Below are 19,362 nucleotides of genomic sequence, written 5' to 3' on the forward strand. Positions count from 1 at the left end.
AATGACGAGGCCCGTCATCGACGGGCCTCGTTTACCGCTTCAATCGAGCCGAACCAGAATCCGGCCGACCATTGCGCCGGCCAGGATGCGCTCGATTGCCTCGGGCAGCTCCTCCAGCCCGACCTCCCGGCACAGCGCGGTGAGATCGATTTTCCACTGCAGCGACAGCTTGTCCCACATCGAGGCCTTGACCACCAGCGGCAGCTCCACCGAATCCACACCCAGCAGGTTGACCCCACGCAGGATGAACGGCAGCACGCTGGCCTGGAAGCCGCCCCCCGCGGTCAGCCCGCAGCACGCCACGCTGCCGCTATGGCGCAGCGACTTGACTACGTTGAACAGTATGTCGCCGCCCACCGTATCCACCGCAGCCGCCCAACGCTCCTTGAGCATCGGTCGCTCGCTGCCCTGCTGCAGCTCTTCACGGCTGACGATTTCGTCAGCCCCCAGACCACGCAGGAACTCAGCCTGTTCGGCCTTGCCGGTCGCGGCGGCGACGCGATAGCCCAGCTGCTTGAGCAGCACCACGGCAATGCTGCCGACACCGCCAGTGGCGCCGGTGACCAAAACGGTTCCTGCCTCGGGGGTGACGCCCGCCTGCTCCAGCTTGTCCACGCACAATGCGGCGGTCAGGCCGGCAGTGCCGAGGACCATCGCCTCGCGCAGCGGCAGGCCTTGCGGGCGCTTGATCGCCCAGGCGGCCGGCACGCGAATGTACTGGCCGAAGCCGCCGGCCGTGTTCATACCCAGGTCATAGCCGGTGACGATGACCTCATCGCCAACAGCGAACTCGGACACGCTGGAGGCCTCGACCACACCTGCCGCGTCGATACCAGGCGTATGCGGATAGGCCTTGGTCACCCCGCGATTGCCGCTGGCGGACAGCGCATCCTTGTAGTTCAGCGAGGAATAGCGCACACGGATCAGCAGTTCGCCCTGCGGCAGTTGCTCGACATTGCGCTGGACGACTTCACGCTGGAAGCTGCCGTCGGTGCCTTCACTGACCAGCAAGGCCTTGAACTCGGTCATCACCCTCTCCTCTTGTCGTGGTTCGCTGCGCGACGCGAGCCGGTTGCGCAGCCCATCCTGAACGAAGCGTTACCAGAAGCGCTGCTGGTTGAGCCGACTCAACCAGGTCAGCACGAAACGATCCAGCGCGATGCTCGCGGCCAGCCCGACGCGTTCCTGCAGGCTCTTTTTCTGAGCGAAATGCAGGTGGAACAGTTCAGCTTCGGCGGCGCGTTCGGCCAGGTACTGGTCGCTGGTTTTGAGCTCGTCCACCAACAGCCGCTCCTGCGCGGCCATGCCCAGCCAGACCTCGCCAGTGGCGATGGCGTCGATATCCAGCTGCGGGCGGTATCGGGCGACGAAGCCCTTGAACAGCTCGTGAGTGGTTTCCAGGTCTTCCTGGAATTTCTCCCGGCCCTTTTCGGTGTTCTCACCGAACACGGTCAGGGTGCGCTTGTATTCACCGGCTGTCAGCACTTCGAAGTCGATTTCGTGCTTCTTGAGCAAACGATGCACGTTGGGCAACTGCGCCACCACACCGATGGAGCCGAGAATGGCGAACGGCGCACTGAGAATCTTCTGACCGATGCAGGCCATCATGTATCCGCCGCTGGCGGCCACCTTGTCCACGCAAACGGTCAGCGGAATGCCGGCATCGCGGATGCGCACCAGCTGCGAGGACGCCAGACCGTAGCTGTGCACCATGCCGCCGCCGCTTTCCAGGCGCAGCACCACTTCATCTTCGGCCTTGGCCATGGACAGCAGCGCGGTCACTTCATGGCGCAGGTTGTCGGTGGCCGAAGCCTTGATGTCGCCGTCGAAGTCCAGCACGAACACGCGCGGCTTGCTCGGCGCGGCTTTCTTGTTCTGCTTGGCGGCCTTGGCCTCTGCCTTGCGCGTGGCCTTGAGCTGGTCCTTGGACAGCACGCTCTGCTCCAGCCGCTCACGCAGGTCCTTGTAGAAATCATTGAGCTTCTGTACCTGCAACTGACCACTTGTACGCCGACCGCGGCCACGGGTAGCTGCGACGGCCACCAGCACCACGACGATGGCGACCACCAGGGTCAGGGTTTTCGCCAGAAAGCTGGCGTACTCGCTAAGAAACTCCACGGATCCCCCTTGGGCAATACAGCGGCGCTTGCGCGCTCAAAGGCTCAAGCATACCGGCGCAGCGCCTCGCCGGCCAAGCGCGTCAGCGCTGCAGAACGACCATACGAGCAATTCAAACAAGCGTATGTTTTTTCGTTGACAGCCCCCGAGCTTCCTCATAACCTCGCGAGACATTCAACGTGCCGAGATCGAAACGGACGTGGGCAGCATCTATCTGATTCGACATGGCCAGGCCTCATTCGGTGCAGACGACTACGATGTCCTGTCTCCTGTCGGAGTGCGCCAGGCCGAAGTGTTGGGCGAACACCTCGAACAGCTCGGCATCGGCCTCGATCGCTGCGTCAGCGGCAGCCTGCGCCGCCAGCAGCACACCGCCAACGCCGCGCTGCAACGCATGAGCAACGCACCTGCGCTGGATATCGACGAAGCCTTCAACGAATTCGATGCCGACGCGGTAATACGCACCCTGCTGCCGGATATGCTGCCGGAAGAACCCGAAGCGCTGCACATCCTGCGCAATGGCGCGCAAAACCGCGCCGAGTTCCAGCGCCTGTTCGCCAAGCTGATCCATCGCTGGATATCCGGCGAACATGACAAGCCCGGCCTGCAAAGCTGGCAAGCCTATGTCGAGCAGGTCGAAGGCGGCCTGCGGCGCATCCTCGAGCAGGCAGGCAGCAAACAGAATATCGCCGTGTTCACTTCCGGCGGCACCATCACCGCCCTGCTCCGCCTGATCACCGGCGTGCCTTCGGCAAAGGCCTTCGAACTGAATTGGCAAATCGTCAATACCTCGCTCAGCCAGCTGAAGTTCCGCGGCAGCGAGGTAAGTCTGGCTTCCTTCAACAGCCATGTGCATTTACAGCTGCTGAAGGCGCCGGAGCTCATCACCTACCGATGAGCTCCAGCCCAATGCGGCCGCGAGGCTGCGCGAAAAAACCGAAAAAAGGATAAGACCATGAGTGTTGCTGACATCGCCCAAACCATGCAATCCAAGTTCAACGCCAGCGCCGCTGCAGGCCTGGACCTGGTGTTCCAGTTCAACATCGAAGATGGCGAGAACTACGCGCTGATTGTCAAGGACGGCACCTGCGCCCTCGAGCAAGGCGACAACCCGAACGCCAACGTGACCCTGATCATGGACAGCGAAACCCTCAAAGGCATCGTCAGCGGCGAAACTGACGGCATGCAGGCCTTCATGGCCGGCAAGCTGCGCGCCGAAGGCGACATGATGCTGGCGATGAAGCTGGGCGAACTGTTCCCGGTCTGATCGGTGTACTGATCGCAAGACACGAAAACCGGAGTCCTGGCACTCCGGTTTTTTATTGCCCGCCATTCCTGCGGCCTGTTGCCGTTTCGCGTACGGCACGGCACAGGTAGAAGGTGACTGATCAGGCAGTTTGATCGAGGTGCAACACGCCCGCCTATAACGGCGCGTATTGCTTGTGACAGCCTGGGTGCAGCATTAGATTAGCCAATTATCTAGGGCACCCATCATAAGTAGAAGGGATAAGCATGGCGCTCACTGACCAATCCACCCGTATCCGCTCGGGCGAAGAGCTCGACGCCGCCGTCATCGATGCCTACCTCAAAGCCAACATCCCGGGCCTCAGCGGCGAAGCGAAGATCAGCCAGTTCCCCGGTGGCGCGTCCAACCTGACCTACCTGATCGAATACCCGCAGCAGGAGTTCGTGCTGCGCCGCCCACCATTCGGCCACAAGGCCAAGTCAGCCCATGACATGGGCCGCGAGTACCGCATCCTAAACCAACTCAATGCCGGCTTCCCCTACTGCCCCAAGGCCTATGTGCACTGCACCGACGAGTCGGTGATAGGCGCCGAGTTCTACGTCATGGAGCGGGTCAAGGGCATCATCCTGCGTTCGGACATGCCGGCCGAGCTGAACTTCAGCGCCGAGCAGACCACCGCGCTGTGCAAGAGCTTCATCGACAAGCTGGTGGAGCTGCACAACGTCGACTACAACGCCTGCGGCCTGGGCGATCTGGGCAAGCCCGAGGGTTATGTCGAGCGCCAGATCAAGGGCTGGAGCGACCGCTACGAGAAGGCGCTGACACCGGACGCACCGACCTGGGAGCCGATCAAGGCCTGGCTGAACGACAAGATGCCGGCCGACCACCCCAAGCCGGGGATCGTGCACAACGACTACCGTTTCGACAACGTGATCCTCGATCCGAACAACCCGATGCAGATCATCGGCGTGCTCGACTGGGAGATGACCACCATCGGCGATCCGCTGATGGACCTGGGCAACACCCTGGCCTACTGGATCGAAGCCGGTGACCCGGCGCCGGTGCAGTTGATGCGTCGCCAGCCGAGCAACGCGCCCGGCATGCTCACCCGCCAGCAGTTCGTCGACTACTACGCCGAAAAAGCCGGCATCGAGATCAAGAGCTTCGACTTCTACTACACCTATGGCCTGTTCCGCCTGGCCGGCATCGTCCAGCAGATCTACTACCGCTTCTACCACGGCCAGACCCAGGACAAGCGCTTCGCCCAGTTCATTCACATGAACAAGCTGCTGGAGCAGATGTGCCTGCAGGTCATCGGCAAATCCACTCTCTAACCCCGGGGTAATCACAATGTCCAAGACCCAACTGTTCGACCTCGACGGCAAGATCGCCTTCGTCTCCGGCGCCAGCCGCGGCATCGGCGAGGCCATCGCCAAGCTGCTGGCCCAGCAGGGCGCACACGTGATCGTCTCCAGCCGCAAGATCGACGGCTGCCAGGCCGTGGCCGATGCCATCACTGCCGAAGGTGGCAAGGCCACCGCCATCGCCTGCCACATCGGCGAGATGGAACAGATCACCAATGTCTTCGCACAGATCCGGGAACAGTTCGGTCGCCTCGACATCCTGGTCAACAACGCCGCCACCAACCCGCAGTTCTGCAACGTGCTGGACACCGACCAGGGCGCCTTTCAGAAAACCGTGGACGTGAATATCCGCGGCTACTACTTCATGTCCATCGAAGGCGGCAAGCTGATGAAGGAAAACGGCGGCGGCTCGATCATCAACGTCGCCTCGATCAACGGCGTATCCCCGGGCGAATTCCAGGGCATCTACTCGGTAACCAAGGCCGCGGTGATCAGCATGACCAAGGTGTTCGCCAAGGAGTGCGCGCAGTTCGGCATTCGCTGCAATGCCCTGCTGCCGGGCCTGACCGACACCAAGTTCGCCTCGGCGCTGACCAAGAACGACGCCATCCTCAAGCACGCCCTGCAGCGCATCCCGCTCAAGCGCGTGGCCGATCCGAGCGAGATGGCCGGCGCAGTGCTCTACCTGGCCAGCGAAGCCTCCAGCTACACCACTGGCGTGGCGCTGAACGTCGACGGCGGCTTCCTCTCCTGAGGCCAGACGCCAGGACGAAAAAGGCACCTTGCAGGTGCCTTTTTTGCATTTGTAGGGCGGGTCCTACGGCGTAGCCAACCTTAGGGGCGCACAACGCCCACTACCCTCTCCCGCCCTTCGGGCATCCTCGGCTTTGGCATCCTGCATCGCTCTATCTCCAGCATCCACGCAGTCGTTTCCCACAAGTGGGAAGAGTCATCAGATGGCCGCTACCAATGTTTCAGCGCTGCTTCAGCCGCCGGGTTCATCGGCTCGGCCAGCAACCCGGTTGGGGTGAGGCTGACGCTGTACACCGCGTCGGCGGCGATCGGCAGGTAGGTCACGCGTAGCGCCTGCGGGTCGAACAGCAGCAGGTCACGCTGATTCAGGCGCAGCCAGCGCCACAGGTCGACACCATAGGGGCTTTCGGCCAATTGCACACGGCCATGCTGCGCCAGCGCCTGCTGCTCGATGGCGAGAAAGCGGCCGGAAAGGCGCTCCAGTCGGTAACCAGGCTCGAGACCAATCAGTTCGGCCAGGCCCTTCCAGCGGATCAAGCGGCCATCGAGTTGCCACATGTCGCCCTCGAGCGTAACCGTGCGCTCACGGCTGCCTTCAAGAAGCGTCACCTGATAACGCTGCGGACCATCGGCCTTGAAGCTCAGCGTCACCAGTGGCTTGCCGGCCTGCAGAGGCTCGTAGGCATACAGGTCATAAGCGACCAGGCCGACCAACCCGGCCAGAGCCAGAAACGCCAGACCACAGGTGCCGCGCAACCAACCGAGGAACCAGCCCGTATTGAGCAGAATGCGCAATGCCACCAGCAGCGCCAACACGGCCAACAGCGCCACGGCCCAGGCCAACCCGTCGTATTGCATCGATTGCGTTCCTTCTCTGACGAAATCCCGGCATTATGCGCAGCTCTCTCCACGACGAACAGCCAGCAGGCTGCGCACTCGCCCACAAGTCGACACTTTGATATGCCTTTCGCTCTCGAGCTCGCCATCGATCCCAGTACCTTAGCCATTCTCGCCCTGGTTGCCTTCGCCGCAGGATTCATCGACGCCATCGCCGGCGGTGGCGGTCTGCTGACCATCCCTGCCCTGCTTACTGCCGGTCTGCCGCCGCACCTGGTGCTGGGCACCAACAAGCTGTGCGCCACCTTCGGTTCGGGTACCGCCGCCCTGACCTTCTACCGGCGCAAGCTGTTCAACCCCGGCCAATGGCGCAACGCGTTGCTGGCGACCCTGATCGGCGCCTTGCTCGGTGCCGTCATCGCCCACTGGATGCCGGCCGCCTGGCTCAACCAGATGCTGCCGGTGATCGTCTTCGCCTGCGGCATCTATCTGCTGTTCGGCCGCATGCCGGAAGCGCCAGCCGAGCACGACCTGCCGATTGCCCGTGGCCGGCAGTGGCCGCAGGGCCTGGGGTTAGGGCTCTACGATGGCGTGGCAGGCCCCGGCACGGGCGCATTCTGGACAGTCAGCAGCCTGCTGATGTATCCGCTCGATCTGGTGCGCGCCAGCGGCGTGGCGCGCACCATGAACTTCGTCAGCAACGCCGCGGCGCTGGCGGTGTTCATCGCTTTCGGCCAGGTGGCCTGGGTGCTCGGTCTGAGCATGGGTGCGGCGCTGATGGTCGGCGCCTTTCTTGGCGCGCGCACCGCAATCAGGGGTGGCTCGAAATTCATCCGCCCGGTGTTCATCACAGTGGTGCTGGCACTGACCGCACGCCTGGTCTGGCAGCACTGGTTTGGCTGAATCCGGCGAACGATCCGAGATCCTGTAGGAGCGGCTTCAGCCGCGAAACGCTCGGTGAGATTCGCGGCTGAAGCGGAGTGCCGCCCAGCCGCTCCTACACAAGGGGCTTTACACCGCCAGCGTCGGCTCGGGCAGACCAAGACGGCGCGCGACGTAGAGATCGATCAGATGGCGGGCGATGGAGCGCGATGCCGGCAGTGGCGGCAGGTCATCGACGCGAAACCAGCGTGCATCCTCGATTTCGTCTTCCTGCATGACGATATCGCCACCGGCATATTCGGCATGAAAGCCAAGCATCAGCGAATGCGGGAACGGCCAGCCCTGGCTACCGATGTAATGCAGGTTCTTCACCTCGAGGCCGACTTCCTCGCGCACCTCGCGCGCCACGCAATGCTCCACCGACTCTCCCGGCTCGACGAAGCCGGCCAGGGTGCTGTAAACGCCCGTGACGAAGCGCGGCGAACGGGCCAGGAGGATCTCCTCGCCACGCGTGACCAGCACGATCATGCTCGGTGAAATACGTGGATAGTGCTGCGACTCGCAGCTGTCGCAACGCATCGCCCGCTCACCGGGAAGCTGACGCGTGGGCGCGCCACAGCTGCCACAGAAACGATGCTCGGCAAACCAGGTACCGATCTGCGCGGCGTAGGCGAGCATACGGAAGGTCTCCGCCTCGCCCTGCAGCATGAACTGACGCAGGCTTTGCCAGGTGCAGCCCTCCAGCGTGGCCGAGGGCTTTAGCTGCAGAAGGTAAACGGCGTCCTCACCGAAATGACCGATGCCCTGCTCACCGATGATCGGCAAATCCTGGCGCTTGATCCAGTCACGCGGGAACAACACGCCATTGCTGTCGGCCAGAAAATGCTGCTGGCTGTAAAGCAGTGCCCAGCCGCCAGGCTGGAGCGGATCGAGAAAACTGTTGCGCCAGACCATCAGGCCGCCACCGGCATACCCAGCGCCTTGACACTCTCTTCCGCCAGGTCGAGCACGCTGGGGCGGGTTTCCGGACGCATCACCGCACCCGCTTCCAGGTAGTACTCCAGGCTGCTGAGGGCATCGGCCAGGGTTTCCAGCATCTGCTCCGAGGGCATCTGCCCGGATTCGAGCATGCGCGTCTGGATGTAATCGGCGCAGGCGCCAACCAGCGTCGCGGCGCGGCGCTGTTCGAGGAACCACAGACCGCCACGTACCGCCTGCAGACTGAACGGCACGTTGGACAGGTGCATCTTGTCGCCCCCCGATTCCAGATAAGCCGTGATGGCACGCTTGGCCAGAGCAAGACCGGCCTGCGCCTCATCGACCACGACGATACGGGCTTCGTTGAGCTGGTGACTGGCGAAAGAGTCGGCTTCATTGCCAGGCTCGACGGCTGACGGCCGCGAATCGCGACCTTCGCCGCGCTCCAGACTGGCGACCATGCCTTCGACATAGAGCACCGCATCGGCCAGCTTGTGCAATTGTTCCGGCTGCGGTGGCACGTCTTCGCTCCAGGCAACGACCTGCGGCAACTGCGCGCTCAGCGAATTGCCCGCAGAGTTCAGACCAACCATCCCCAGGGTCTTGGCCAACTTGCCCAGCAGCGCATGCAGGGTACCCAGGGTTTCACCCTGCAAGGTGCCGCGCTCGAGCAGATCGAGCATGTCCTTGACGCTGGCCAGCTCTTCGCGGATCGCCGTGGACAGCGAGCGCATCACCGCCTGACCCGGCCCCGCCAGACGCTGGTATTCCTCTTCGAGCAGGTGGTCGGTGAACGGCAGCGGCGTCAGGCCGAACACGTCACGGATGGCAGTGGCCAGCGGCCCGTGACTGTCGGCCAGCGCGACCAGGTACAGCAACTCCTTGAGCAGGCTGCGTGGCGCTTCGTACTGCGAATTGCCGAGCATCAGCTTGAGTTCGCGATCCAGACGCGAGAACAGCTGCTTGCGCGCCTTGCGTGGCAACAGCTGGCCATCGCACTGCGCTTCGATGGCGGCCGCGCCTATCCAACACATGCGGCCGCGCGCCTCGTTGGCAAAGAGGCTGTCCAGACGCGCCATGGCGCGCGCCATCAGCTTGAGACTGGCTTGCGGATTCTGCTCACGGATGAAGCCGAGCAAACCCACTTGGTACATATGCCGAAGGCGTTTGCCTTCGACGAGCTTGGCAGCCCCGTCGAGCGGCTGCGTCGGGCTGTGCGGCCGGGCATGATCCAGGCGCACGCTGAAGAAGAAACTTTCCGGCAACGGCTGCTGCGCGCCGGCCTGACGCAGATCGTTGATGGCTGGCAGCAGCAGCTCGGGCATTTCCTGGCGATGGGCGTCGACGTTTTCCAGATAGCGGCGCAGCACATGCAACGCATTGCTCAGCGCGCCCAGCTGCACATCGCGCTCTTCGCCAGCACCGGCCGGGATATCGGTCGCCTGGTCGAGTACCTCCTGGGCCAGCAGCTCGGCGCCGGCCAGCTCGATCAGGTTGAGCGTACCGCGCACCTGATGCAGGCTTTCCACCGCCTGTTGCAGCAGGCTGCCGTTATGCCGCTCGGCGATGAAGTGCTCCAGGCTCTGCTCGGCTTCCTCCATGGTGACGAACAGCTCGTCGCGCACCAGGTTCAGCGATGTAGCTCCACTTACCATGCTCTAGGCCTCGCAACGAACATCAGCGAATACGGCATCAATCGGCGAACTCCGGCTTCTGCTTGGTCATATGCGCCGCCATGGCCAGGCGCAGGTCTTCGGACTGCAGCATGGCAGCGTTCCAGGTGGCGATGTATTCCAGGCCATCGTCGACGCTGTGGTCACGCATGTAGCGAATCATTTCCTTGGTGCCGCGCACGGCAATCGGCGATTTGGCGGCGATCTGCGCAGCCAGCTCCATTACCCCGGCCAGCAAGGCTTGCTGATCTTCGTAGGTGCGGTTGACCAGGCCGATACGGGCCGCCTCGTGCCCGTCGATACTGCGCCCGGTATAGGCCAGCTCGCGCATCATGCCGTCGCCGATGATGCGGGGCAGGCGCTGCAGGGTGCCGACGTCGGCCGCCATGCCCATATCGATTTCCTTGATGGAGAACTGCGCATCGACAGCGCAATAGCGCATGTCGCACGCGCTGATCAGGTCGATGGCGCCGCCGATGCAATACCCCTGAATGGCCGCCAGCACTGGTTTGCGGCAGTTGTCGACGGCGTTGAAGGAGGCTTGCAGCTCGAGAATCTTGCGTCGCAGCGCTGTGGCATTGCGGCCGACGTCCTTGCCCAGCTGCGCGCCGACCGAGGCCAGCAGCATCAGGTCGATACCCGAGGAAAAGTGTTTGCCCGCACCGGAGAGCACAACCACGCGCACCGCGTCGTTGTCGTCGATCCACTGGAAGATCTCGATGATCTCGCGCCAGAAGTCGGCATTCATGGCGTTGATCTTGTCGGGACGGTTGATCTGCACGTGGGCGATCTTGTCCACCAGCTCGACGCGGAAGGCTTGATAGTCGGACATGGCAGGCATCCTCAGCCGTGGCACGGCAGCGCAGTAATTATTTTGTGATTAATAACCGGGCAACTATAACAAGCGCGCCATAAAAGTCGATGCTTGCCACTGTGACACAGGGCACGCCCCGGCACGTTAGCAAGCGCTTTGAATGTCAGAGATAAGAGACTGATCTGTCGAGGGTCTTACGCCTCGACAGATTCCTCAGCATCTATTCGACCAGGCAGTCCACGCAGTACTCGCCCGCTTCGGTTTGCAGGCCGTGCACGTCGATGTCGAAACCCGGGAAAGCCTGGTCGAAGGTTCTGGCGAACGCCAGGTAGTCGAGAATCGAGCGCGTGGCGGCAGTGAAGCGCTCGCCCGGCATGATCAGCGGAATGCCCGGCGGGTACGGCACCAACATCACGGCCGCGATACGCCCCTGCAACTGGTCGATGGGCACCGCCTCCACTTCGCCCCGCACCAGCCGGTCATAGGCATCGGCCGGCTTGATCGCCAGCTCGGGCAACGCCGTGTACATGCTTTTCAACGCCTTGGCGGTGGCGTTATCGCGATAGCAGCCATGCAGCGCGTCGCACAGGTCACGCAGCCCCATACCCTGATAACGTCCGCCGCCCGCGTGGGCGATGGAGGGCAGCACATCGATCAGAGGCAGGTTGGCGTCGTAGCTGCGCTTGAATTCCAGCAGCTCGGTCAGCAGCGTGCTCCACTTGCCCTTGGTGATGCCCATGGAGAACAGCACCAGGAAGGAGTAAAGGCCGGTCTTTTCCACCACCAGACCGCGTTCCCAGAGGAACTTGCTGACAACCGCCGCCGGGATCCCGCGCTCTTCCAGCTTGCCGGCGGCATTGAGGCCGGGCATAACCAGCGTGACCTTGATCGGATCGAGCAATACGTAATCACCGGCCACTTCACCGAAACCGTGCCAGTCGGCGTCCGGCTGCAGCACCCAGTCGCCGGTCGACAGGCTGTCGGCGCCGTCAGCCTCGCCCGGCTGCCAGATACTGAACCACCAGTCCTCGGCATCGAGGTTGCGCCGTACGTTGGCCAGAGCGCGTCGGAAGCTCAGGGCCTCGTCGAAGGTTTCCTGAATCAGCGAGCGCCCGGCCGGCCCCTCCATCATCGCCGAGGCCACATCCAGCGAGGCGATGATGCCGTACTGCGGCGAGGTGGAGATGTGCATCATGAAGGCTTCGTTGAAGCGATCGCGATCCAGTTGGCGCTGGCCGCCATCCTGCACGTGGATCATCGAGGCCTGGCTGAACGCGGCCAGCAGCTTGTGCGTGGAGTGGGTGCTGAATACCAGCGGCGAATGCTCGTCGCACTGGGTGCCCATACCATAGCGGCCGGCATAGAACTCATGGAAGGCGGCGTAGGCGTACCAGGCCTCATCGAAGTGCAACACCTCGACCGAGTCGCCAAGGGCCTGCTTGACCATCTCGGCGTTGTAGCAGAGCCCGTCGTAGGTGGAGTTAGTCACTACCGCCAGCTTGACCTTGGGCGCTCGACCACGGGCCAGCGGGCTGGCGTCGATCTTGGCCTGGATCGATTCGCGGCTGAACTCGGAGAGCGGAATCGGCCCGATGATGCCCAGCTCGTTGCGCTCGGGGCACAGGTACAGAGGAATCGCGCCGGTCATGATGATCGAGTGCAGGATCGACTTGTGGCAGTTGCGATCCACCAGCACGAGATCATCACGACCGACCATGGAGTGCCAGACGATCTTGTTCGCCGTCGAAGTGCCATTGATCACGAAAAAGGTATGGTCGGCGCCGAAGTTGCGCGCTGCGCGAGCCTCGGCTTCGGCCAGCGGGCCGGTGTGATCGAGCAGCGAGCCCAGCTCCGGCACCGACACGGACAGGTCGGAACGCAGGGTGTTTTCGCCAAAGAACTGGTGGAAAGCCTGGCCCACCGGGCTCTTGCGGTAGGCCACGCCGCCACCATGGCCGGGCGTGTGCCAGGAGTAGTTGGACTGCGCGGTGTGCTGCACCAGCGCCTTGAAAAATGGCGGCAACAGACCGTCGAGGTAGTTGTGCGCCGCACGCGCCACCTGTCTGGCGAGGAAGGACACGGTGTCTTCGTAGAGATAGAGAATGCCGCGCAGGTGGTTGAGGTCGGCCATGGCCTCGGCCGGCGCATTCTCGATGGTGACCTGCTCGCCCAGGGCGAAGATCGGCAATTGTGGTGCCCGCACGCGGGCCACGCGAATCAGCTCGACCATGTCCTGCAACAGTCGGCTGTTCTCCCCCGCCCCCTCTGCCGCCACCAGGATGCAGGCCAGGCCGTGATGGGTGGAGGCGACGATGCGCCCCTCGGCGGCACTGGCCGTGGGCAGAATGCTGAAACCGTCCTGAGTGAGTTCCTGGGCGATGGCGCGCACGCGATCACCGGCCACGGTGTCGGCCTTGATGTCACGGTGCACGATTAGGACGGGGAATTTGAGATCTTTATACATTGTGACGTCCTGAAGGCTGGCAGGCCTGGCCTGCCCATCACTTCAGGTTAGAGGCTCGCCCTGATCGGCGGAACCCCCTGTGCATCACGCTATAACAAAAGGTCGCAATTGCGCTGTTCGGTTATTCCGGCGCATTTTCCAACTGTGCCCACAGCGATGGGCCGCCAGCGGCCTTCTCGATCACCGCCAGACGCGCCAGATGCGCCGCGAGCTCCTCCTCGCTGGCACGAATGACGCGGGTACGTGGGCGCGAAGGATCCAGGCGGCGAATCGGCGTGGCCTGCTGACGCCCGCTGCCATCGCCATCAGCACCATCACCAGCCAGGGACAGATTGGTCTGCCCACCGGTCATCGCCAGGTAGACGTCGGCGAGAATCTCCGAGTCGAGCAAGGCGCCGTGCAGTTCGCGGTTGGAGTTGTCGACGCCGTAACGCTTGCACAGTGCATCGAGGCTGTTGCGCTGCCCCGGATGGCGCTCGCGCGCCATCATCAGGGTATCGAGCACCGAGCAGTAATCGCTGACGTCGGCACGCTCGCTTTGCCCCAGCAGGGCGAACTCGTTGTTGATGAAGCCAACATCGAACGCCGCGTTGTGGATGATCAGCTGGGCGCCATTGATGAACTCGTAGAATTCATCCGCCACGTCTCTGAAGCGCGGCTTGTCGGCTACGAACTCGTTGGTGATGCCGTGAACCGCGATGGCGCCTTCATCGATCTCGCGATCAGGGTTGAGATAGACGTGGAAATGACGCCCGGTCAGGCGACGCCCCAACAACTCGACACAACCGATCTCGATGATGCGGTGCCCGTCGGTGACCGGCATACCCGTGGTTTCGGTATCCAGCACCACATAGCGCTTGACGGTATTCTCGGTTGTCACGCCTTGCCTCTCTCAACTATTCGGGTTGTCGCACATTCAAGCGCGGCATATTAACTCAGCTGGCCGGTTACGGCTCAGCGAGTCGAACGCACCTCATCGACCCCACGGTTGGCCAACTGGTCCGCTCGCTCGTTGCCGGGGTGGCCGGTATGGCCACGCACCCATTGCCAACTCACCTGATGACGATTGACTTCTTCATCCAGCTTCTGCCAGAGGTCGGCATTTTTTACCGGCTCTTTCGAAGCCGTTTTCCAGCCACGCTTCTTCCAGTTCGGCAACCATTCCTGGATGCCCTTCATCACGTACTGCGAGTCGGTAACCAGCTTGACCGAGCAGGGCCTGGTCAGTGCGATCAGGCCGGCGATCGCCGCCATCAGCTCCATGCGGTTGTTGGTGGTACTGGGATCACCGCCCCACAGCTCCTTTTCCACACCTTTATAAACCAGCAGCGCCCCCCAGCCTCCGGGGCCAGGATTGCCCTTGCAGGCGCCGTCGGTGTAGATCACCACTTCATCGGTTTCGGACATTCATAAACTCTGTACAGAATTGACGGGCCGGGGCATGGCCTTCAGTTGTCGGCATCACGCCGGCTGATCTTGGCCACCGGCATCGGCAGCAGCTTGCCCATTGGCTCGCGCCGCGATTGCCGCAAGGGGCGCAGGCCGACCACCAGTTTGCGCGCTACCAACAGGTAGAAGCCGGCACCCGGCAACTGCCAGGCATCGCCCCAGCTCTCCATTCGCCGCAAGCGCATTTGCCAGGCCAGCGAAGCGAGCGGCGGACGATAGCACCCGAAGCGACGTTTCTCCAACGCGAAACCCAGCAAGCTCAGCCAGTCACCGACGCGGCTCGGCGCGATGCAACGCGCCCTGGCCAGGCCATCTTGCGCAAACAGTCGACGTACGCCCCAGGCGCTCCAGGGGTGTATACCCAGGATCAACAGATGCCCGCCCGGCCTGACGCTACGGGCAGCCTCGCGCAGCAGACCATGGGGCGACAGGCTGAAATCCAGGCCGTGCTGCAGTACCACCACATCGGCAGCGTGCTCGCCCAGAGGCCAGGATTGTTCCTCGCAGACGATCTGCACACCCGGCATCGGCGCGCCGAGGCGAACGTTGTGCTGGATCTGTCCGGCCGTGGGCGGGCCTTCGGCGCCAGGCCCGAAGCTCACCAGATAACCACCGAAGAAACGTGCCAGCTCCTCCTCCAGCAAGCGTCGCTCCTGCTCGAGCAACAGCTGCCCGAGTGGCCCGGCAAGCCAGTCGCGTGCCTCGCCGATAAGCTTGAGCCACTCCGGGTCGGCCTGGGCGAATGCCTGATCAGTCATCGCTGCCTCCACATGACAGGTTCTGCATGTCCTGCCTAAGATGCACCTTTATCACCAGCTTAGCGACCCGTAATGATTCAGATCGACGCGCTGCCCGCCTTCAATGACAACTATATCTGGCTGCTGCAGGATCCCGGCAGCAAGCGTTGCGCCGTGGTCGACCCCGGTGATGCGGCGCCGGTACAGGCCTGGCTGCAGGCTCACCCGCAGTGGCAGCTCAGCGATATCCTGATCACCCATCATCACTTCGATCATGTCGGCGGCGTCGAGACGCTGAAGAACGCCACTGGCGCACGTGTCGCCGGCCCGGCCGCGGAAAAGATTCCGGCGCGCGACCTCGACCTGAACGACAACGACGAGATCGAGGTGCTCGGTCTGCGCTTCCAGATCATGGCGGTGCCAGGCCATACCCTCGGCCATATCGCCTACTACCATGGCGAGCAGAATCTGCTGTTCTGCGGTGACACCCTGTTCGCAGGTGGCTGCGGTCGCCTGTTCGAAGGCACACCGCAGCAGATGCACCAGTCACTGAGCCGCCTGGCGGCGCTGCCCACCAGCACGCAAGTGTACTGCACCCACGAATACACCCTGAGCAACCTGCGTTTCGCCCATGCCGTCGAGCCAGGCAATGTACGCCTGAGCGAACGCCTGGCCGAAGTGACCCGCTGGCGCGAAGAAGGCCGCATCAGCGTACCGTCGAACATCGGGCTGGAACTGGCGACCAACCCCTTTTTGCGGGTGAGCGAGCCTTCGATCATCGCTGCGGCAAAAGGACGCGAAAACGGACTGCCTGGCGAACCGAGCGCGGTCTTCGCCTGCCTGCGGGCTTGGAAAGACAGCTTCTGAGCCCTTTTTTTGAACCTCGCCAGCGCACGTCCGAGTGATAGGGATGCAGGTCACAAAAGGCTGGCGAAAACTTGACCACCCCCGCTTCGGTTCCTAGAATCGCCCGACCTTTTTGCCGGGACAGCCACCTCACCCAATGCCTTTACCATCACGCAAGCCATTGAATATAAAGGCATTGGTGCGAAGCGCTCGAGCGCTCGCGGTGATGTGTAGCGTAACCCTGGCCGGCTGTCAGAGCCTGCCCAGCGATACCCCGGAGCGCGCGACTGACACGTCCCGCGCCGTGGGCCTGGAGCGTGAGCCGGAGTGGCTCAGCAGCCAGATCAAGCCGCGTGAGTACGGTGATATCTGGGAACGCATGCGCGACGGCTTCAAGTTGCAGGATGAAATCGGCATCAACCCGCGCATCGAACGCGTACGCCTGTGGTACGCCAGCAACCCGAAACACGTCGACACCGTCAGCGAGCGCAGCGCGCCTTATATTCACTACATCGTCGAACGTCTGGCAGAGCGCGACATGCCGATGGAGCTCGCTCTGCTGCCGGTGATCGAGAGCGCCTACGATCCGCAGGCCTACTCGCCTGCCCATGCAGTCGGCCTCTGGCAATTCATTCCCTCCACCGGTCGTCACTTCAACCTGCGTCAGACCAACTGGTATGACGGCCGCCGCGATGTCACCGCCTCGACCGAGGCTGCGCTCAACTACCTGAGTCGCCTGCACGAAATGTTCAACGGCGACTGGCTGCTGGCCCTGGCCGCCTACAATGCCGGCGAGGGTCGTGTCAGCCGCGCCATCGAGCGCAACGAGAAGCTTGGCCTGCCCAGCGACTACTGGAACCTGTCGCTGCCCAAGGAAACCGAGGACTACGTGCCCAAGCTGCTCGCCCTTTCGCAGGTGATACTGACGCCGGAGGCCTACGGCGTCAGCCTTTCACCCATCGCCAACGAGCCCTATTTCGAGCAGATCGCGATCAAGCAGCACATGGACCTGGCCCGCGTCGCCAAACTGGCCGATCTGGATGAACAGGAACTGCTGCAGCTCAATCCCGCCTACAAGCGCGGCATCACCCTCGACGGCCCGCAGCATCTGCTGGTGCCGACCGAGAAAGCCGAGCTGCTGAGCGCCAACCTCGCGCTGATGAAACCGCAGGAACTGGTCGACTGGCAGAGCTACACCGTGCGCTCCGGCGACAGCCTGCATGCCATCGCCAACCGTCATCACCTGTCGGTCAACATGCTCAAGGACGTCAATCGTCTGAGCAGCAACAACTTGCGCATCGGCCAGGTGCTGACCATACCGGCCAAGCCTGGTACGGTGCCGAGCGAGCCGCTATATCAGCAGCGCAGCACTGCACAGAGCACCGCCAACCGCACCTACCGGGTGAAGAATGGCGACAATCTCTGGCAGATCGCGCGTGCCCACCAGGTTGCCGTGCATGACCTGAAACGCTGGAACAAACTGCAAGGCAATCAGCTGAAAGTCGGCCAGGTGCTGACTCTGGCAGTAGCTGACAGCGCCCCTCAGGTTGCCGCCACAACGCGCAGCAGCACCAAGTCGCGGGACAAGGCCACCTACTATCGCGTACAGAGCGGCGACTCGCTGTACGAGATCGCCAAACGCTTCAAGATCGATCTCAAACGCCTGCAGGCCTGGAACCCGCGCAGCAGCACGCTGCGCCCCGGGCAGATGCTGACTCTCTATCTGCCCTGATCAGCGCTTGCTGATGGCTTCCAGGCAGCGCCCCGTCAGCTGGGTGAAGCGCTGAAAAGCAACGAATTGCTCATGCCGTAGCGCCCGCCCGGACAGTCTGCTGTCGGCGTACAGCACACCGATTTCCCGCGTGCCGGCGATGATCGGCGCGATGAAGAACATGCCATTGCCCAGACTGCGGCGGATCGGCTGGGTCACCAGCTCGGCGAGATTGTAGCTGGCAGGCACGCCCATCCAGATCGCTTCACGATGGCGCAGCGCATAGCTGAAGATGTGCGGCTGCTCCGCCTGCTCGGCCGGCAAGACGAAATCCTGCAGCCACTGCTCGCTCTTGTCGCCAATCACGCGCTTGGCGCGAAAGCGACTTTGCCCATCGGCCAGCACCGTGAGCATTACCCGTTCCAGCCCTGCGCCCCGGTGCAAGCCCTTGAGCAGGGTATCGAGCACCAGGCCGACGTCGGCCCGCGCACTGATCATCAGACCGAGGTCCTGCAGCGCCTGCTGCATCACCAGCAAGTCAGGCTGCAACAGGCGCGCCTTGCGCTCTTCCTGCTGCAGGCGGATCTGCTCGGGGTCGGTATTGGGAATCAGCCGGCACAGCTTGCTGGCGCCGAAGGTGGAGGCCACCTTGACCGCCTCCTCGGCACTGGCCAGCACCTGCTGCAGCGCGTCCTCGGCGCTGAGGTCGACGAATGCCGCCATCTTCGCCAGCACGGCTTCCATCTCTGGCGACTCCCAGCCCTGCAACGCGGCCTCGCTGATACGCACGCCCAGCTGCACGGCATACGCCGCCGGATCATGCTGGTTGGTACCGGTATGGGCGAGGCTGACCGTCTCGCCGAGGTTCCAGCTCTTCACCAGCCCTTGGGTCAATTGACGGAAGCTGGTGCCCAGCACCTCGCGTACCGCCTCCTCGACTTCTATTCCGGGCTGCGCCAGAGCAGCGGCCAGCTCGTCCGCCTGCTCGCCGCCACAGCCCCAGAACGCCAGCTCGCCCAGATGATGGAGCAAGGCGGCGATGAACACTTCCTCGGCATGCCTGGAAAGCACGTACCCGGCGATGTTGCGCGCCTGCACGGCCGCGTGGAAGGAGCGTGCGAGCAACTCCTGCAACTGCTCACGCGGAGCGCGGGTGAGCAGTCCGTCGATCAGGCTGACCGACAGCCCGATCAGACGCACGTTATCGAAGCCGATCAACACGATGGCGCGCGAGATGGTCTTGATGGTTTCCTGGGACGGGTTGTAGTAGACGCTGTTGCCGACCCGCAGCACCTTGCTGGTCAGCGCTGCATCACGCAGCAACACATCGGCGAGTTGCTGCACCGAGGCAGAATCCTGCTGCGCAAGGCGCTGCAGATCCTGCACCACGGCAGCCAGTGCGGGCAGTTCTGCTTGGTTCAGGCGATCGATCCATGACTGCAGACCATGGCTTCGTTCCGACAATTTCGTACCCTCATGGCGTGTCTGTG

At 62.9% G+C, this 19,362-nt stretch carries 18 protein-coding genes; 7 read left to right on the plus strand and 11 right to left on the minus strand.

What is annotated here, in order from left to right; translation table 11 throughout:
• Positions 1-39 precede the first annotated feature (39 nt).
• Both GYB81_RS11985 and sohB read right to left on the minus strand, forming a co-directional pair.
• Entirely contained in the window at positions 40-1,029 is a 990-nt protein-coding gene (locus GYB81_RS11985) for a YhdH/YhfP family quinone oxidoreductase (RefSeq protein ID WP_161865447.1), read from the minus strand.
• 69 nt (positions 1,030-1,098) lie between these two features.
• Complete coding sequence (gene sohB / locus GYB81_RS11990) at positions 1,099-2,118, minus strand: protease SohB (RefSeq protein ID WP_161865446.1); 1,020 nt, start codon at positions 2,116-2,118, stop codon at positions 1,099-1,101.
• Between the two features lie 199 nt (positions 2,119-2,317).
• Here sohB and GYB81_RS11995 point away from each other — a divergent pair, with 199 nt between their 5' ends.
• The 4 genes from GYB81_RS11995 (at position 2,318) to GYB81_RS12010 (ending at position 5,482) form a co-directional block, all read left to right on the plus strand.
• Positions 2,318-3,016, plus strand: coding sequence for a histidine phosphatase family protein (locus GYB81_RS11995; protein ID WP_161865445.1), 699 nt, complete (start codon positions 2,318-2,320; stop codon positions 3,014-3,016).
• Between the two features lie 57 nt (positions 3,017-3,073).
• Positions 3,074-3,385 carry an SCP2 sterol-binding domain-containing protein gene (locus GYB81_RS12000; RefSeq protein WP_003459932.1) on the plus strand — a complete coding sequence of 104 codons (312 nt, stop codon included), beginning with the start codon at positions 3,074-3,076 and terminating at the stop codon, positions 3,383-3,385.
• Between the two features lie 245 nt (positions 3,386-3,630).
• Positions 3,631-4,698, plus strand: a complete 1,068-nt coding sequence (locus tag GYB81_RS12005) for a phosphotransferase family protein (protein ID WP_161865444.1) — start codon at positions 3,631-3,633, stop codon at positions 4,696-4,698.
• A 16-nt stretch (positions 4,699-4,714) separates the two neighbouring features.
• A complete protein-coding gene (locus tag GYB81_RS12010; RefSeq protein WP_161865443.1) occupies positions 4,715-5,482 on the plus strand; it encodes an SDR family oxidoreductase in 768 nt (255 codons plus the stop codon).
• Between the two features lie 209 nt (positions 5,483-5,691).
• Here GYB81_RS12010 and GYB81_RS12015 read toward each other — a convergent pair whose 3' ends face one another.
• Positions 5,692-6,339: a hypothetical protein gene (locus GYB81_RS12015; protein WP_161865442.1), complete on the minus strand. Its 648-nt coding sequence runs from the start codon at positions 6,337-6,339 to the stop codon at positions 5,692-5,694.
• A gap of 102 nt (positions 6,340-6,441) precedes the next feature.
• On the opposite strand from GYB81_RS12015, the gene GYB81_RS12020 reads away from it, so the two are divergent.
• The gene (locus GYB81_RS12020) at positions 6,442-7,221 is read left to right on the plus strand and encodes a TSUP family transporter (protein WP_161865441.1); all 780 of its coding nucleotides are present in this window, start codon (positions 6,442-6,444) and stop codon (positions 7,219-7,221) included.
• Positions 7,222-7,329: 108 nt separating this feature from the next.
• On the opposite strand, the gene nudC is transcribed toward GYB81_RS12020, so the two are convergent.
• The 7 genes from nudC to GYB81_RS12055 form a co-directional block, all read right to left on the minus strand.
• Positions 7,330-8,154 carry an NAD(+) diphosphatase gene (nudC, locus tag GYB81_RS12025; protein ID WP_161865440.1) on the minus strand — a complete coding sequence of 275 codons (825 nt, stop codon included), beginning with the start codon at positions 8,152-8,154 and terminating at the stop codon, positions 7,330-7,332.
• The gene (locus GYB81_RS12030; RefSeq protein ID WP_161865439.1) at positions 8,154-9,833 is read right to left on the minus strand and encodes a FimL-related protein; all 1,680 of its coding nucleotides are present in this window, start codon (positions 9,831-9,833) and stop codon (positions 8,154-8,156) included. The genes nudC and GYB81_RS12030 overlap by 1 nt, the downstream gene beginning before the upstream one ends.
• A gap of 37 nt (positions 9,834-9,870) precedes the next feature.
• On the minus strand, positions 9,871-10,683 hold the full coding sequence (locus GYB81_RS12035) for a crotonase/enoyl-CoA hydratase family protein (protein ID WP_161865438.1): 813 nt from the start codon (positions 10,681-10,683) through the stop codon (positions 9,871-9,873).
• 202 nt (positions 10,684-10,885) lie between these two features.
• Complete coding sequence (locus tag GYB81_RS12040; RefSeq protein WP_161865437.1) at positions 10,886-13,129, minus strand: Orn/Lys/Arg family decarboxylase; 2,244 nt, start codon at positions 13,127-13,129, stop codon at positions 10,886-10,888.
• Between the two features lie 121 nt (positions 13,130-13,250).
• Positions 13,251-14,009 carry a DNA polymerase III subunit epsilon gene (dnaQ, locus tag GYB81_RS12045; RefSeq protein ID WP_161865436.1) on the minus strand — a complete coding sequence of 253 codons (759 nt, stop codon included), beginning with the start codon at positions 14,007-14,009 and terminating at the stop codon, positions 13,251-13,253.
• 74 nt (positions 14,010-14,083) lie between these two features.
• A complete protein-coding gene (gene rnhA, locus GYB81_RS12050) occupies positions 14,084-14,536 on the minus strand; it encodes a ribonuclease HI (protein ID WP_161865435.1) in 453 nt (150 codons plus the stop codon).
• Positions 14,537-14,577: 41 nt separating this feature from the next.
• Positions 14,578-15,336 (minus strand): class I SAM-dependent methyltransferase, encoded by a 759-nt coding sequence (locus tag GYB81_RS12055; protein WP_161865434.1) that lies wholly within the window; start codon positions 15,334-15,336, stop codon positions 14,578-14,580.
• A gap of 72 nt (positions 15,337-15,408) precedes the next feature.
• Here GYB81_RS12055 and gloB point away from each other — a divergent pair, with 72 nt between their 5' ends.
• Both gloB and GYB81_RS12065 read left to right on the plus strand, forming a co-directional pair.
• Positions 15,409-16,182 (plus strand): hydroxyacylglutathione hydrolase, encoded by a 774-nt coding sequence (gene gloB / locus GYB81_RS12060; RefSeq protein WP_161865433.1) that lies wholly within the window; start codon positions 15,409-15,411, stop codon positions 16,180-16,182.
• A 136-nt stretch (positions 16,183-16,318) separates the two neighbouring features.
• Positions 16,319-17,893, plus strand: coding sequence for a LysM peptidoglycan-binding domain-containing protein (locus GYB81_RS12065; protein ID WP_161865432.1), 1,575 nt, complete (start codon positions 16,319-16,321; stop codon positions 17,891-17,893).
• Here GYB81_RS12065 and GYB81_RS12070 read toward each other — a convergent pair whose 3' ends face one another.
• On the minus strand, positions 17,894-19,315 hold the full coding sequence (locus GYB81_RS12070; RefSeq protein ID WP_438810709.1) for an HDOD domain-containing protein: 1,422 nt from the start codon (positions 19,313-19,315) through the stop codon (positions 17,894-17,896).
• Positions 19,316-19,362: the final 47 nt, after the last annotated feature.

Source organism: Pseudomonas yangonensis, from assembly GCF_009932725.1.
Taxonomy (GTDB): Bacteria; Pseudomonadota; Gammaproteobacteria; order Pseudomonadales; family Pseudomonadaceae; genus Aquipseudomonas; species Aquipseudomonas yangonensis.